This is a genomic window from Flavobacterium palustre (assembly GCF_014639535.1).
Taxonomy (GTDB): domain Bacteria; phylum Bacteroidota; class Bacteroidia; order Flavobacteriales; family Flavobacteriaceae; genus Flavobacterium; species Flavobacterium palustre.
The window spans coordinates 285,552-302,596 of record NZ_BMGA01000004.1; the positions used below are offsets into that span (position 1 = coordinate 285,552).

A 17,045-nucleotide genomic window follows, 5' to 3' on the forward strand; every position below is an offset into this window, starting at 1 on the left:
AATACGTTGATATAAAACGATACGTAAGTAAAATAAAAACTACAAAAAAATTGATAAAATTCTATCTCAAAACCGATTTATTCTTACAAAAATAACAACACTATATTTGATATATTTGTATGAAACTATAATCTGATTAAGATAAAATAATCTTCAACATCTTAGCAATTCTCACATAGCAACAAAAGTTTTAATAAACCTGAATAGTTAACCATTTGAAACAATCCAAAAGAAATACAATTACTTTTATAGCTCTTATATTAACCGCCTGTTCTATGCTGATCGTGATTAATTTTTATACCATAAAAACTTTATCAGCAACCAGAGCTTATGTAAACGGAGAATCCCGCTATTCAAAAGGGCACAATGTGGCTACGCGCAATTTGATAAACTATCTTTATACTAAAGAAGAAGAATACTGGACAAAATTCAAATCAAACATCAGTATCCCATTAGGAGATAAAAAAGCGAGAATAGCTCTCGTTAATCAATTAGATTCCGAAACCATTAAACAAGGTTTTAGGGAAGGCAAAAATCATGAAGAAGACTTAAACGACATGATTTGGCTCTTTAACAATTTTAAAAATATCTGGTTTTTAAAAAATGCCATTGCCGAATGGAAAGTGGGCGATTCCTTAAATACCGAACTCAGTAAAATCGGGCTTAAAGTAAAACAAAAATTAGACCGCAATGAGTTAGACCACAATGCTAAGATTAAAACACTCCTGGAACTGGACGATATCAATAAAAAAATCGGACAAAGCGAAGAACGTTTTTCAAATCTCCTGGGAGACGGAACCCGCAAAACGAACTATTACCTTTTATTGACTAATATCTTTTTTATTTGTGTAATCATAGGTTGTATTAGCATCTACTACAGCACAATGCTTCAAAAAATACTGAAATCAAAACAAGAGTTAAAACAACAAAAAGAGCAACTGGAAGCTATTATAAAGGATTTAGAAAAAACAAAACAGGATTTACATACCGAAATTATTCAGCACAAAAAGATTATTGGCACCATAAGTCACGACATAAGAAGTCCGCTAAAATACATCCAACTCATTGCAAAACACCTGAGCAGCAGCACTAAAAAAGCAAAAAACAGCATTACATATAAATATGCTGATTCTATTTACAAATCATCTTCACAACTCTACGATTTTACCAAAACACTTATTGAATATTCTAAAATATACATTGAGGACAAAGATTACAATCAGAACTACTATTCAGTATATGAATTAATTGAAAACAAAAAGAATTTCTTTGAAGAAATAGCCTTAAACAATGATACCAAAATTATAAATAACACTAAAAACACTCTAAAATCAAATATAAACATCAGGATTATTTCCATCATCATCCACAATCTGATAGATAATGCAGTAAAAAATACCCAATCGGGAATTATAGAAATTGGAGCCAGGGCAAATACTGAAAAAATATGCTATTGGATCAAAGACACAGGAACCGGAATGAGTCCGGATATCATTGATTATTACACCAAATTATTCCAAAACAGAGACCCTGAAAAACTCATTTTAAGCACCTATGGTATTGGCTTACACCTCGTACTGGAATTACTAATAATCCTTAAAGGAAATATCACCTTTTCAAATCCTAATAACGAAGGAACAACCGTAACTATAGACATTAATCTAAAAGAAAATTTTTAATCTAAAATAGTAAAATCATGCAAAAAGAAATTCTTATCGTTGATGACCACCTAGTTGTAAGAACAGGTGTTTCAATAATTTTAGAAGAAAAAATTAAAAACGTTGTCATTTCAACAAAGGATAATTACAGCGAAACATTAGATTTTTTAAAAAAGAAAAAAATAGATTTAATCATACTGGACATCAACATTCCGGGAGGAAGAAACACCGCTATGATAGAAGAAATCAAAAACATCCAACCCGATGTTAAAATACTTATTTTTTCAGTTTATGAAGAAGAAACACACGCCTGCCCTTACATTATTGCCGGAGCCAATGGATATCTCAATAAACTAAGCGACAAAAAAATGCTGGTTAACGCAATTGACACCATTTTAAAAACAGGAAATTATTTAACCCCTAATATTGTAAACGAACTGGTAAAAGCTTCTACAAATAAAACAAGTACTGATCCCTTAGAAAAACTCTCAAAACGAGAAAGAGAAATATCAGAGTTATTAGTTAAAGGCGATGGAAACATAGAAATCGCTAACAAACTAAGCATTCAACTCACCACCGTAAGTACCCATAAAAATAAAATATTCAACAAACTTAACATCAAAAATATTGTTGAACTCATTGGCCTTTTCAACAAAACAAACGGAATAAATATTTGACAAAACGTTTATAGCACAAAAAAAGCCGGCTTTTTCAAATCAAAAAAACCAGCTTTTTTCATTAAAACATTCGATTACTATTATTGCTTGTCATCAAATTTTTCATGTTTGATAATCTTTGCTTTAATCATAAAATGAACATGCTCAGCAATATTAGTACAATGTTCTGAAACGCGTTCCAAATGTTTTAAAACCATCACCAAATTCATTCCTGAAACTACTGCCTTAGAATTTGATTTCATCTCGTTCATCAAATTATGAATGGTATCGTCTGTGCCTTTTTTAATGCTGTTATTTAAAACAAAAATTTCTCCGATAGTCGTTTCGCTTCGGTCTAAGAAACATTGATTCATTTTGATGGTAATTTCCTCAACCTGTTTTGCCAATTCGGCCACGTTGAATTTTACAATCAAATCATGTTTATCCTTAATATTCTTTGAATTTTTGATAACACTCATTGCCAAATCGCCAATTCGTTCAATCTCATTACTAATTTGCATCGAAGCCATGATAAAACGCAAATCAGAAGCTACGGGTTGTTGCAGAGCAAAAATAGTTTGACAAATTTCATCGATTTTGACATCTAATTTATCTATTTTCTCTTCATTTTTTTTCACCTCTTTCTTCTCGGCCATAGGCTCAGAAAGCAAAGCTTTTACCGCTTCAATCAATTGATTTTCGGCAAGATTACCTATCTTGATAATTACATTTTTAAGTTTCTCTAATTCTATTTCGAAGTGTGATGCCATTTTTTAAAATTTAAAGTTATCCGATTACAAATTGGGTACAAATATCAACCAAATCTTCCCGTTATATAATCCTCCGTTTGCTGTATTGCCGGTTTGGTAAAAATAGTTTTTGTCTTATCACATTCGATTAATTTTCCCATATAGAAAAAAGCCGTATTGTCACTCACACGGGCTGCCTGCTGCATATTATGTGTTACAATAACAATCGTATATTTCTTTTTTAATTCGTGTACTAATTCTTCAACTTTCGAAGTCGAAATAGGATCTAATGCCGAAGTAGGTTCGTCCATCAGTAAAACCGATGGCTGAATGGCTAAAGCTCTGGCAATACACAAACGCTGTTGTTGTCCTCCGGAAAGTTCAAATGCCGATTTTTTCAACTTATCTTTTACCTCATCCCATAAAGCAACCTGCTCAATAGAGGTAATGACTCTTTCTTCAATGATATTTTTATCTTCAACTCCATTAACTCTTAAACCGTAAGCTACATTTTCGTAAATGGTTTTTGGAAAAGGATTGGGTTTTTGAAAAACCATACCCACATTCTTTCTCAAATCATCCACATTAGTATTTTTTTGATAAATATCCTTTTGGTCAATTAAAATACTTCCTTCCATTCGGGTATTATCAATCAAATCATTCATTCGATTTAATAAACGCAAATAAGTTGACTTCCCACATCCAGAAGGACCAATAAGTGCGGTAACAGTATTCTCTTTCATAGACAACGAAATATCGTGCAAGGCCTGGGTTTCTCCGTAAAAGAAGTTTACGTTTTTAGATTCTATTTTGTGCATTTTAATTCATTTTAACTTTCTTTCCATAATATTTGCGAAGTGCATTCGCTAATAAATTAGAAATTAATACAATAATAATTAATATAAGTGCTGTACCATAAGCCATTGCTCTGGATTTTTCAATATTAGTCCCACTGGTAGCAATTACATATAAATGATACGGCAAAGCCATTGCCTGATCAAAAATAGATGAAGGTAACTTAGGCAAAAAATAAGCCGCTACGGTAAATAAAATAGGAGCCGTTTCGCCGGAAACCCTTCCGATAGAAAGAATCAATCCGGTAATAATATTAGGAAAAGCGATTGGCAAAACTACTTTACTGGTAGTTTGCCATTTTGAAGCTCCCAAACCTAAACTAGCGTGTCTAAAAGTAGAATCGACAGCTTTCAAAGATTCTTCGGTAGTTCTAATTACTACAGGAAGTACAAGTAATCCTAACGTTAACCCACCTGCTAAAATCGAATCGCCAAAACCCAGTTTATTTACAAATAATGACATTCCGAATAATCCAAAAACAATCGATGGAACTCCTGCCAGATTATTGGTCATTTGTTTAATAATCTTTTTAATCCAGCCGTCTTTTACATATTCGTTCATATAAATTGCGGCAAAAACACCCACCGGAAAAGCAAAAATCATACTGGCCAAAACCAAACAAAGTGTTCCTATTATGGCAGGATAAATTCCGCCCTCGGTCATTCCGTTACTTGGCATTGCCGTGATAAATTCCCAACTAATTACGCCAATTCCTTTTACTACTATAAATGCCAGAATAACAAATAAAAGGGCTACAATAGCATAACTTATGGCTGTAAAAATCCCAAAAGCAATATTTTGGCTGATTCTCTTTTTACGGGCTAATTTATTTTGTGATTTCATTATTATTGTTTTTTGTGTGCTTTTCTGTTAGTCACTAATTCGACTAACATATTAATCCCAAATGTGATTAAGAATAAAATACAACCCAGCGCAAATAAGGCTTCGTAATGCAAACCACCGTTAGGTGCTTCGCCTAATTCAGCAGCAATAGTTGCAGGAATGGTTCGCACCGGAGCTAAAAGTGTATTGGGTATTACAGCAGCATTTCCGGTAACCATTAATACCGCCATTGTTTCGCCTATTGCTCTACCAATTCCTAAAATCGCTCCCGCAGTAATTCCCGAGGCCGAATAAGGCATTACCACTTTATAAATTGTTTGCCATTTAGAAGCTCCCAAAGCCAAACTAGCTTCTTTCATAGCTCTCGGCGTATTGCGCATAGCATCTTCTGAAATGGTAATAATAGTAGGCAAGGCCATAATGGCTAACACCACACTTCCTGCTAATCCGGTTTCGCCCACAGGCAAATGAAACATTTCCTGAATTAAAGGAACAATCACCACCAGCCCAAAAAAACCATACACTACCGATGGAATTCCGGCTAATAATTCGATTAAAGGTTTTAATAAACTTCGGGTTCTTTTTTGTGCAATTTCACTAAGGTAAATTGCTGCTGCTAATCCGATAGGCAATGCCAATAAAATAGCTCCAAAACTCACCCATAAAGTTCCGTAAATCAAAGGCTTAACTCCCATTTGAGCAATGGGTTGGGCTGTAGGAAACCATTCTTCTCCCGATAAAAATTCCCAAACCTTAACTTTATCAATATCTAATTCTTTTCCACTGAATTTATCCGACTTGTATTTATCTGAAAAAAAGGCGATTATTCCGGGTTGTTTCTGAATCAGTTCATTAATTTTTTCCGGAAAATGCTCAAAATTAGCTCCTAATTCTTCTTCAGTATAATATTCGGTAATATCACTGGTTCTGAATAAAACAATCGGCCTGTTCTCTCCTCCGAGTTGATTCCAATTGGTTATTTTTTTATCAAAAACATCTTTCACTTGCGAAGGTTGAAGCGTCTTAACCTTATTAGTTGCATTGACCACTAACAAATAACCGTCATCAATGGGTTTTCTATTAAAAACTCCAGCTCCTTCAATAAATAGAAAAAAAACAATCAAAACTACAGTAATACTTGTGGCTGCACCACTGAGCATTAAAACGGATTCGATTAGCTTCTCTTTCAGCTGTTTAAAATTTGTTTTCAAATCGGTATCTTTTATTTTTTTTGCAAAACTACAGCAGTCCTAAAGATAGAATGTTCGGTAGTTGTTATGATTAAGTTAACTTAATGTTAAGGAAACGTATTCTAAAAAAGTATAAAAAAAGGCTACCGTAAACGATAACCTTTCAAGAATTTATAATAACCCGAAATGATTATTTTAAAGGAATATAACCAATATCTGAAACTGTTTTTTGTCCTGCATCTGAAAGTGCATAATCAACAATTGACTTTACTTTAGCTGCATTTGTTTTGTCAAACATATAAAACAACGGTCTTGAAATTGGGTAGCTTTTATCTTTAGCACTTGCTACAGATGGTTCAACAAATGTTTTCCCCTGATCGTAAGAAACCGCCAGTTGTTTAACTTCTTTAGTTTCATAAGCCAAACCTATATAACCAATTGCTCCTTTTGTCTGACCTACAGCCTGAACAATTGCTCCTGTAGCCGGTAAACTTAATACATCAGTTGCATAGTTTTTCTTGGCCATCACTTCTTCTTTAAAAAACTCATAAGTTCCTGAAGAAGACTCTCTTGAATAAGCTACAATTTTCTCATCGGCACCACCTACTTCTTTCCAGTTTTTAATTGCTCCCGTAAAAATTCCTTCTAATTGCTCACGAGTTAATTTAGAAACTCCATTTGCCGGATTAACAATTACTGTTAGAGCATCAAAAGCAATTACTACTTCTTCAATCTCTTTTTTAGCTTCTGAGAATTTCAATTTCTCTTCTGTTTTTAAATCTCTTGAAGCCATTGCAATATCAGTAGTTCCATCAATTAGAGCAGTAATCCCTACTCCTGAACCGCCACCTACTACAGTAACACTGATGTTTTTGTCTGATTTCATTAAATCCTCAGCTTCTTTTTGAGCCAATGGCAAAACAGTATCACTTCCTTTTATAGTTACCGAAACAGCTGCTGCATTATCTTCAGAAGCTTTGTCTTCTGTTTTAGCCTTACCACAACTTAACATACCTATTAAAGGTAAAATCAAAAATAATTTTGTTTTTTTCATTTTGTTTTAAATTAATTGTTGCAAAAGTAAATCCTCAATATTAAGCCTGTGTTAATTCATTATTAAGCAATCAGACGCTTTCTTTTCAAGGAAAAACTACTTTTAAATTTGTTTATAAGATGAATTAAAAATTAAACTGTGCTTGTAATCGTAATAAATTACCGCGTTGTCTGTTATTAGGCAATGCACTGTCTTCAAAAGTACGGTCGGCAATTACCCATTCGGCAACTAATTCAAATGCTTTGAAAGGCTGCCACTCTAAACCTAATTCGTAATCTCTCACTACATAACTTCTGGCATCTTTTTCAAATTTCTTTCCTCCATCGTAGTACTGAAATTTTGCAAAAGGATAAATTAACTGATGTTTAGGTAAATCTAATTTATAGTTCAGGGTTACATAACCACCTTCTAAATGAGACACATCCACTGTATTGGTTGTCTTGTTGTAGCGAGGTCCTTTACCAATGTTGTATTCTGCCTGAATCCCGAATGGTTTTGGATACAAAATAAAAGAAGCAGCCACACGTTGATCTAAGGTATTTTGTTTGTTAGCAGTTGTTACTCCGGTTGAAAGTTCGCTTCCAAAAGCCCATTTTCCTGTATAAGCCTGGATTCCCGGTTCGATAATTTGATTTCCAACTACAAAAGGATAACTCAATCTTGTTACTACATGCAGATTTCTATTCGCTTCTGATTTATTAGCCGTTTGACCGTTGTAAGCTCCAAAAGCAAATACTCCATAATCTCCGGAACCTTTATAACCTTCACTCACTAACATTGCAAAACGCTCTCTGACAGCTGCCGGTGCCCAATAGAAAAAAGCTCCTAAATCACGTTCATTAACCACCGCACTATTCAAACCGTCATTACGGTCTAATGTCAATCGGTTTTGACTGGATTGCATATTTTCAAAACCATAAGGCACTTTACTTTGTCCAATTCGAACTCTAAATTCTCTTTTTTTATCAAATGACAAGTCAAAATAAGCATCTCTTAACTGAGCAAAATGATTCACTCCTGAAGCAGGAGAACTGGCAAAATCCGGCTGAATATAAATATAAACATTAGGATGAATTTGCCCCGAAAATACTAAACGGGCACGTCTTAGAAAGAAACCATTGTTTGATTTTGCATCCGGAGCAGTCGAGGTTGTTCCCCAGGATTTATCACATTGATCACAAGCAACCTTATCATTTGTTGACAACAGACCATTGTATCTTACCTGCACATAACCTCTTAAACCAATTTTATCATACCAATGTTCTTTTTTTTCTGTTTTTTCCGGTTTATCAGTAAGCGTTGGTTTTTCCTGCTCGCTCTGTTTTTGCTTATTAGCCGAATTAATAGAATCTAAAATACGAACCACTTCTTTTTTAATCTCGTCTTTCTTTACATCTTGCGCATTCATTAACGACGAAACTAACAGTAAACCTGTAAATAAAAATCTTTTCATTTTAAGTATAAATCAATATTACATTATTTTAATGCAAAACTAATATTAAACTTCATCCCGAATATTAAGTCAGCGTTACCATTAAGAAAATATATAGTAAACATTTGTTTACATTGAACTTTGTTAAATGAAAGAAAATCAGTAATATTTAAAAAAAACACCAGTAAAAACAAGACTTAACGGCTGTATATTTTGTTAACATTAACTTAACATTGAAAAAATCATAGGTTTTCAGATCTTCCAAAAAAGCGGTTTTGGTCTTATTTTTGGTATAAAACAAAAAAGGTGTCGTTGCACAAACAACGACACCTTTTATTATGATTTTTTTTAACGCTATTCCATCAACAGCTCTTTTTCCTTCTTTTTCTTCTTGGCTTTTTCGATGGTAAACGAAAATTCAGAACCAATTCCGAATTCACTTTCTACATAAATCTTTTCTTTATGTGCTTCGATAATGTGTTTCACAATGGCCAAGCCCAAGCCTGATCCTCCCTCGGCTCTGGAACCGCTTTTGTTCACACGATAAAAACGCTCAAAGAGTCTTGGAATATTTTGCTTTTCAATTCCTTCACCATCATCACTTATTCTGACTAAGACTTTTTCTTTGGTTAAATTCACTACGGCAATTTCGGTAGTTCCTTCTTTTTTACCATACTTAATCGAATTGACAATCAGGTTTTCGATTACCTGCTGGATTCGGTCTTTATCAGCCTTAACAAAATTGGGTTGGATATTTTCGTTTTCAAAAACCAAATTAATTTTTTTCTTGTCGGCTTTCATTTCCAGCAAGTCAAAAACATTTCGGATTAACTCAACAATATCAAACTCGGTTATTTCTAAATTCAAATCCCCTGATTCGAGTTTGGTAATCATATCCAAATCTTCTACTATATATATAAGTCGCTCTACTCCTTTATCGGCACGTTTTAAATATTTTTTTCGAATGGCTTTATCTTCCATTGCTCCATCAAGCAACGTAGAAATATATCCCTGCACGGTAAACAATGGTGTTTTTAGTTCATGCGAAATATTCCCTAAGAACTCTCTTCGGTATTCTTCACGCACCTGAAGCATTTCGATTTCCAACTTTTTATCGGTTGCAAACTTCTTAACTTCCCGGGTCAGCGTTTCCATATCGGTAGTAATAGGCTGATTGATCAGGGTACTGGATTCCAATAGTGAAACATCATCGTAGATTTTTTTAACTCTTCGGTAGATAAAACGCTCCACACGATATTGCAACACCAAAAACGAAAAGAGATAAATAGCAAAAACAAAAATTATCCCAAAAAGAAACAAAGTTTTTGTAGTGGTATTAAAAATTATCATTGCCAGGAAAAGAACAAAAGCCGTAGAAAAAAGACTGATGTAAAATGCCGATTTGATGGCAAACTTGTATGTTTTTTTAAAGCTAATTTTCATTTATTAATCTTTTTTAAATAATAACAATCCTATCTTCCTTTTCACCATCTAAGTCACATAAGTTTTTTTGTTTTTGGCTTATTACAAAAATATAACTTTAAAACAAGAGCATATAAGCCCGAAGAACAAAAAGAAAATTACTATAACCTCAAATTGTTATAGTACCAAATAAAAATATTCTAATTACCAGACTACCACTTAAATGAACTTCTTTATAAAAAGAAAAAAGTCTAACTAATAACATCATTAGTTAAACTTATATATCTTATATGGTTATAACAAATATTATTTCATTCATATACTATATGTTTTTTTTGAAAAATTATACTTCAAATTTATAACCTACTCCTTTGATGGTTTTAAAAAGATCATCGCCTATTTTTTCACGCAATTTTCTAATGTGAACATCTATGGTTCTTCCGCCTACCACTACTTCATTACCCCAAACTTTATCGAGAATCTCATCTCTTTTAAATACTTTTCCGGGTTTTGAAGCCAAAAGGTAAAACAATTCAAACTCTTTTCTGGGCAAAGCAATCTCCACATCGTCTTTGATAATCTTATATTCTTCACGATTAATTTCGATTCCGCCCACATTTAGCGTTTCACTGTCCTGTCCGCCTGCTTCTTTCAATCTGCGTAATAAAGCTTTTACTTTACTTACTAATAACTTTGGCTTAATCGGCTTAGTGATATAATCATCGGCTCCGGCATCAAAACCGGCTACCTGAGAGTAATCTTCGCTTCTTGCCGTCAGGAAAGTAATAATCACTTCACTTAATTCAGGAATGTTTCTAATATTCTCGCAGGCCTCCATGCCGTCCATTTCCGGCATCATTACGTCCATGATTATTAAATCAGGTAATTCCTTTTTGGCTTTGGCAATTGCCTCTCTTCCATTAGAAGCCGTAACAATCTGATAACCCTCCTGAGCTAAATTGTATCCTACAATTTCTAAAATATCCGGTTCGTCATCAACCAGTAAAATCTTTGTGTTTTTCTTTTTCATAGCTAGCAAATTTTCTTTTGCGATGGTAAATGTACTAATAAAAAAACAGCATAAAAGTTGTGTTAACCGTAATTTAAAGAGATAACGATTTGATAATATTAGAACAACATAATCATAACAACCGATTAACAACAACTTTACAAAGCCGACATTACTTTGCAAAAAATTTAATCAAATTATGAAACTTAGATTATTCATTCTAACGCTTTTTATTACAACAATTAGCTTTGCTCAGAGTAAAGGTACAATTTCAGGAGTAATAACAGACAAAAATTCCAACAATGAAACACTGCCTTTTGCAACTGTGCTTATAAAAGGAACTAAAATTAACACTACTACCGATATTGATGGAAAATACACAATTAATATCGCACCGGGAAGCTACACTGTTCAATTTAGCTTTGTAGGATATGAAACTAAAGAAGTTGCTGTAAAAGTAACCGAAGGAGCTAAAATAACACTGAACCAGACACTTTCTTCTGGCGGTTATACACTTAAAGATGTCGTAATTACCGGTACCAGAAACAGACAAAAAGAAACAGCTCTGTTATTAGAACAAAAAAATGCCGTAGAGATTAAACAATCAATCGGCGCACAGGAAATGTCCAGAAAAGGTGTTAGCGATGTGGAAGCAGGGTTAACTAAAGTAACCGGAATTACCAAAGTAGAATCCCGCGGATTATTTGTACGTGGATTAGAAGACCGATACAACAATCTACAAGTAAATGACTTGGCTGTTCCCTCAAACAGCCCTTTTAAGAAAATCATTCCTTTGGATTTATTCCCAACAGATATTGTAGGCTACATGGATGTTTTTAAAACTTTCAATCCAAATATTTATGGTGATTTTGCCGGTGCAACAATTGACATCCACACATCACAACCTACAAACAGCTATACTAAATTAAGCTATGGTGTTGGATATACTACTAATAACAATATGAGTGATTTTCTACTTTCTTCAGATGCCGACAACACAAAGAGTTTCTTTGGATTTGGAGGACAAGAAAGACAATTACCAACAGAATTTGGTAAGATTCCAAACGGACAGATTAATAACAATTTTGAATCGACCTGGAATGTAAAAAAAATAAAATCTCCTTTAAACACCAGTTTTGGAGTTACTCATGCTGATAATTTTACATTAGGAAAAAACAGTAATCAATTAAAATATATCTTAGGCGTTAATTTTGACAACAAATACCAAATTAGAGAAGGCGCCGACAGGTTTTTTGCAATTGGACAAGGAGAATATGACAACAATTTAAATCGTTCCCAATACAAATTCTTAACTCAGGCATCTGCTTTACTTGGACTGGAATACAAAACGGAACGTTTAAAATTATCCACAACCTCATTGTTTTTAAAATCAACCGAAAATCAAATTCAGGATCAGGTTGGTTACACCAGAAATGCCAAAGACAATCCAAATGAAATTATCCGTTTAAATCAATATGACGAATCTAACTTTTTTACAAATCAATTAAAATCAGAATATAAATTGACTGAAGATGGTAATCACCTTGTTAAAGGAGGACTATCATACACCAGAACAAAATACAATCAGCCTGACAGAAAATTCATCAATGGAGTTCTTTTAAATGAGAATGAAGTAGAAACACGTTATGGAAGCAACCACCTTATCAGACAGTTTTTAGACGTTGAAAACAACTTTCATTTATCCGGATTTTTTGAATACCAATACTTATTTGGAAAAGACGAAGAACGAAAAAATAAATTATCTGCCGGATACAATGGCTATGCTGAATACATGACAACGTCTTACCGTTTTATTTCCGGAATTCCAAACGGTTCACAACCTGCCAACATTGTAAACTTAAACAATATTGATAGTTCAATCCAAGATGATATTGCCAATAATAACTTATCATTTACAGAAAGCACTAACGGAGAATACAAAACTAAACTGAACAACAGAGTTGATGGTGTTTATGCTAATTTACTGTTTCATGTAGGTGAAAAACTTGAGATAAACACTGGTTTACGTGCTGAAAACACCATTCGTGATTTAAAATACCGATTGATTTTTGACCCAATCGGATCTGCATACAGAACAAATCTAACGGAAAAATTAGACCTCTTACCTTCGTTAAACATCAAATATTTAGTTAACGAAAACAGCAATATCCGTTTTGCAGCAAGCAGAACAATTACAAGACCTGTTTTGTTTGAAACACTTCCAATGACATACATTAGTGCAGACGGAACATCGGAAAGAGGAAATGAAAACCTAAAAAATTCCACAAATACAAATGTGGATTTGAAATATGAAATTTTCCCAACTAAAAACGAACTGTTTGCAGTTACATTATTCGGGAAACATATTCAAGACCCTATCGAGCGTTCCTTTGATAATTTTGGTGGTGGTTCAGGAAGACAAGTTGCTTATTACAACAACAAGACAGCTTCTATCTTTGGTGCTGAATTCGAGGTAATTATCGAACTAAGCAGATTATCCGAACAATTAGAAGGATTATCTTTTGGAGCTAACACATCAATCATGCACACAGAGGCGGTTGCTGATACAAATAGAGGATCTTATTTTGATACTTTTGAAAAAAGACAATTACAGGGAGCTTCAAACTGGTTAGTAAATGCCGATTTAAAATATGCGTTTGAATTCAATAGTGAATGGAAAAATACTGCAACTTTAGTTTACGGAGTATATGGAGACAGGATTTACGCAGTAGGTATTGCAGGACAAGATAATGAATACGAAAAAGCATTCCATAAACTAGACTTTATCTGGGGACAAAACATCAATAAAAAATGGGATATTAAGTTTAGTGTAAATAACATCTTAAACCCTTACTACAAAAGAGTTTTAGGTAGTGATAATAAAATTCCAATCCTGGAATCTTCATTAACCTTACAAGAATACAAAAGAGGAACAGGATTTTCAACCAGCATTTCTTATACATTCTAACAATAACAAAAAACCATCCTTTCGGGTGGTTTTTTGTTTACACTAAAGCAACATTAAGATTACAATTAATCGAAATATAATAACCGTTTCGTAAACTTTAGAAAACACCTAAAAAATGTCTCCGACATACATTTGTAAAAAAATATTAAAACAATCAATCATGAAAAAATTAGCATTAAGCTTATCAATCTTAGCAGCTTTATTCACAAGTTGTTCAACTAATGACGATGAAGGAACGATTCAACCTGTTGAAGGTGAATTAACCGGAGCAATTACAACAAACAAAACTATTGCTTATGGAAACTACACTATTAAAGGTATTGTAACTATTGAGAGCGGAGTTACTGTTACTTTTGACGCAGGTTCAACAGTTACAGCAAATGCTGCTGATGGTGTTGATGCACTAGTAGTTAAAAATGGCGGAAAATTAATCATGAACGGAACTGCTACTCAACCTATCGTTTTAACAGAACAATCAAAAGTTGCCGGTTCATGGGGTGGCATTATCATGTATGGTGATGCTCCAATCAGAGGTGCCGGTGATACTGCATCAAAAACATCTGAGGATGGATTAAATTACACTTACGGAGGAACAAATTCAGCTCACAATGGTGGAACTTTAAGATATGTAAGAGTAGAATATGCCGGTAAAAAAATCACAGACGGAACAAGTGAAATGAATGCGTTTTCTTTCTATTCTGTAGGTTCAGGAACTACATTAGACCATTTAGTTGCTTACAAAGGTGCCGATGACGGATTTGAATTTTACGGAGGAACTGTTAGTGCAACTAACCTAATTTCTTACGGAAACTTTGATGATTCTTTTGACTGGCAAGACGGATGGAGAGGACAAAACAACTCCAACTGGTTAGCAATTCAAGTAGGTACAGGAAACTTCGGAATGGAAATTGAAGCTTCTAACAACAATAATACTTACTGGCCGGTAATAGCTAATATTACATTAAAAAGAACAGCCGGAACACAAACAGAAGGTGGTTCTTCTGCTGCTGAGTACGATGCAATCCAGTTCAAAAAAGAAGGAAATGGAGAATTTTCAAACGTTGTTATATCCGGATACACAACTACTGGAGCAACTGCTGTAAGAATCCAAGATGTAACTACAAACACAAATCAAGTTAATGGAAGTAAAATTAAATTAACTAACGTTAAAATTAATGATGGTACTACTCAATTTGCCGGAGCTGGTACGTTAAATCCAGTTTTCCCAACAGGACAATTTGTAACAAGTACAACAGCAACCGGAGCTTCTCTAACAGCTGGAAGCTGGGCAAGTGTTGATGGTACTAATTTATTAGGAAACTAAGCAGTATAACAACCTTATCATTTTCAAAAACATCCTGATTATCAGGATGTTTTTTTTTGGCATACTATTTGATTTTTTGTATATTTACTACACAAAATCAAGCTGATGAAAAAAAACTACTTTTATAGTATCCTTTTAATGGTTTTTTTCTGCTCCCTAAGCACTGTTGCTCAGGAGAATAAGCAGCAAAATAACCTGAGCGCCCCCTCAGTTATTGAGGGCTTGAATTTGTACCCTAATCCCGTAAGCGGCGGTCGAGTGAACATTACCACTAAAAACGATGGCGAAAAAGAAATCATCATTTTTGACTTACTGGGAAAAAAAGTACTTCAAACCCACCTTAACTCCAGAGAGCTGAATGTATCCAGCCTAATGCCTGGTGTTTATATCATCAAGATAAACGAAGAAAACGCTTCGGCAACACGAAAACTCATCATTAGATAATTAATCTTAAAATAGTAAAAAGCTTCAAATTCAACCTTTGAAGCTTTTTTTATGCCAAAGAAAAAACTTTAAATTCATACCTTTGCCAAAAAAAATTCTTGATTACAGCTACCGATATATTTACCATTTCCAATCAAAAGCAATTTGAAAAAATAGCCTTAAAAGTGTTTCGTTTTCAACATGAAAACAATCTGGTATATCGGGAATTTTGTGATTTCCTTAAAGTCGATGTCCAAAAAGTAAAATCGCTGCAACAAATTCCGTTTTTGCCTATTCAGTTTTTCAAAAGCCATACTGTAGTGTCCAATAATAATCCGATTGAAACTACGTTCACAAGCAGTGGAACTACCGGTATGATTACCAGTAAACATTTGGTTACCGATGTAACGCTTTACGAAGAAAGCTACCGCAAAGGATTTGCTGAATTTTACGGCAACATCGAAAACTATGTCATTTTGGCGCTGCTTCCCTCTTATTTAGAAAGAGAAGGTTCTTCGTTAATTTATATGGTCGAAGATTTAATACAACTTTCCAATCATCCCGAAAGTGGTTTTTATCTTCATAATCACGAAGATTTGATTAAAAAATTAATCGAATTAGACCAATCAGGACAAAATATCATTTTGATTGGCGTTACTTATGCTTTATTGGATCTGATTGACAAACAAAAGTTTGAATTACAGAACACCATCATTATGGAAACCGGCGGCATGAAAGGCAAACGCAAAGAAATGATTCGTGAAGAACTCCACAAACAGCTTGGTGACGGATTCGGAGTTTCGTCAATCCATTCTGAATATGGAATGACCGAGTTATTGTCGCAGGCCTATTCTTTAGGCGAAGGAATTTTCGAATGTCCTTCCTGGATGCAAATCCTCATTCGCGACACCGAAGACGCTTTAACCTATATTCCGCAAGGAAAAACAGGCGGAATCAATGTAATTGATTTGGCTAATATCAATTCCTGCTCCTTTATTGCTACACAGGATTTGGGCAAAAAATACCCAAATAATTCTTTCGAAGTATTGGGACGTTTTGATAATTCGGATATCAGAGGCTGTAATTTGATGATAGTTTAAGCTTTACATCAACAAAAAAGGCTGTTCAAAAATTACTTTTCGAACAGCCTTTTTTAAAGAAAAATTGCTACGATAAACTATTAGTTATTCAAGCACTATTTTTAAGTTATTTTCTCCATCAGCACTTAATACTTTTAAAAGGTATATACCTCTTGCATGATTAGTCAGATTACATGAAACAACTTGCTTTCCTTCTACTAAACTAACTTCTTTTTGCATTACTAATTGCCCAATAATATTGGTAATTACAAGACTTGCTTTAGACGATTTGTAACCACTAAGTTGTACTGCAAACTCTCCTGTTGTAGGGTTAGGATAAGCTAACACCTCAACTGTTCCTAATTGCCTTTCTGATATTGCTG

At 33.9% G+C, this 17,045-nt stretch carries 15 protein-coding genes; 6 read left to right on the forward strand and 9 right to left on the reverse strand.

Features of this window, described 5'->3' with window-relative positions:
• Positions 1-215 precede the first annotated feature (215 nt).
• Positions 216-1,679: a sensor histidine kinase gene (locus IEV84_RS10380; protein WP_188494211.1), complete on the forward strand. Its 1,464-nt coding sequence runs from the start codon at positions 216-218 to the stop codon at positions 1,677-1,679.
• 17 nt (positions 1,680-1,696) lie between these two features.
• Positions 1,697-2,335, forward strand: a complete 639-nt coding sequence (locus tag IEV84_RS10385; RefSeq protein WP_188494212.1) for a response regulator transcription factor — start codon at positions 1,697-1,699, stop codon at positions 2,333-2,335.
• A gap of 80 nt (positions 2,336-2,415) precedes the next feature.
• Here IEV84_RS10385 and phoU read toward each other — a convergent pair whose 3' ends face one another.
• From phoU to IEV84_RS10425, 8 genes are all read right to left on the reverse strand, one after another.
• Positions 2,416-3,084, reverse strand: a complete 669-nt coding sequence (gene phoU, locus IEV84_RS10390) for a phosphate signaling complex protein PhoU (RefSeq protein WP_188494213.1) — start codon at positions 3,082-3,084, stop codon at positions 2,416-2,418.
• Between the two features lie 44 nt (positions 3,085-3,128).
• The gene (gene pstB, locus IEV84_RS10395) at positions 3,129-3,881 is read right to left on the reverse strand and encodes a phosphate ABC transporter ATP-binding protein PstB (RefSeq protein ID WP_188494214.1); all 753 of its coding nucleotides are present in this window, start codon (positions 3,879-3,881) and stop codon (positions 3,129-3,131) included.
• A gap of 1 nt (position 3,882) precedes the next feature.
• Positions 3,883-4,761 carry a phosphate ABC transporter permease PstA gene (pstA, locus tag IEV84_RS10400; RefSeq protein WP_188494215.1) on the reverse strand — a complete coding sequence of 293 codons (879 nt, stop codon included), beginning with the start codon at positions 4,759-4,761 and terminating at the stop codon, positions 3,883-3,885.
• A gap of 2 nt (positions 4,762-4,763) precedes the next feature.
• A complete protein-coding gene (gene pstC / locus IEV84_RS10405) occupies positions 4,764-5,972 on the reverse strand; it encodes a phosphate ABC transporter permease subunit PstC (RefSeq protein WP_229732655.1) in 1,209 nt (402 codons plus the stop codon).
• Positions 5,973-6,141: 169 nt separating this feature from the next.
• Complete coding sequence (locus IEV84_RS10410) at positions 6,142-7,005, reverse strand: PstS family phosphate ABC transporter substrate-binding protein (protein ID WP_188494216.1); 864 nt, start codon at positions 7,003-7,005, stop codon at positions 6,142-6,144.
• A gap of 124 nt (positions 7,006-7,129) precedes the next feature.
• The gene (locus IEV84_RS10415; RefSeq protein WP_188494217.1) at positions 7,130-8,458 is read right to left on the reverse strand and encodes a porin; all 1,329 of its coding nucleotides are present in this window, start codon (positions 8,456-8,458) and stop codon (positions 7,130-7,132) included.
• Positions 8,459-8,791: 333 nt separating this feature from the next.
• Positions 8,792-9,880, reverse strand: coding sequence for a sensor histidine kinase (locus IEV84_RS10420; protein ID WP_188494218.1), 1,089 nt, complete (start codon positions 9,878-9,880; stop codon positions 8,792-8,794).
• A 322-nt stretch (positions 9,881-10,202) separates the two neighbouring features.
• On the reverse strand, positions 10,203-10,889 hold the full coding sequence (locus tag IEV84_RS10425; protein WP_188494219.1) for a response regulator transcription factor: 687 nt from the start codon (positions 10,887-10,889) through the stop codon (positions 10,203-10,205).
• 178 nt (positions 10,890-11,067) lie between these two features.
• Here IEV84_RS10425 and IEV84_RS10430 point away from each other — a divergent pair, with 178 nt between their 5' ends.
• The 4 genes from IEV84_RS10430 (at position 11,068) to IEV84_RS10445 (ending at position 16,683) form a co-directional block, all read left to right on the forward strand.
• Positions 11,068-13,836: a TonB-dependent receptor gene (locus IEV84_RS10430; RefSeq protein ID WP_188494220.1), complete on the forward strand. Its 2,769-nt coding sequence runs from the start codon at positions 11,068-11,070 to the stop codon at positions 13,834-13,836.
• 160 nt (positions 13,837-13,996) lie between these two features.
• A complete protein-coding gene (locus IEV84_RS10435) occupies positions 13,997-15,160 on the forward strand; it encodes a beta-helix domain-containing protein (RefSeq protein ID WP_188494221.1) in 1,164 nt (387 codons plus the stop codon).
• 105 nt (positions 15,161-15,265) lie between these two features.
• On the forward strand, positions 15,266-15,604 hold the full coding sequence (locus IEV84_RS10440) for a T9SS type A sorting domain-containing protein (protein WP_188494222.1): 339 nt from the start codon (positions 15,266-15,268) through the stop codon (positions 15,602-15,604).
• A 98-nt stretch (positions 15,605-15,702) separates the two neighbouring features.
• A complete protein-coding gene (locus IEV84_RS10445) occupies positions 15,703-16,683 on the forward strand; it encodes a LuxE/PaaK family acyltransferase (protein ID WP_188494223.1) in 981 nt (326 codons plus the stop codon).
• A gap of 84 nt (positions 16,684-16,767) precedes the next feature.
• Here IEV84_RS10445 and IEV84_RS10450 read toward each other — a convergent pair.
• Positions 16,768-17,045: T9SS type A sorting domain-containing protein (locus tag IEV84_RS10450; RefSeq protein WP_188494224.1), on the reverse strand; the 278-nt coding region annotated here is incomplete at its 5' end.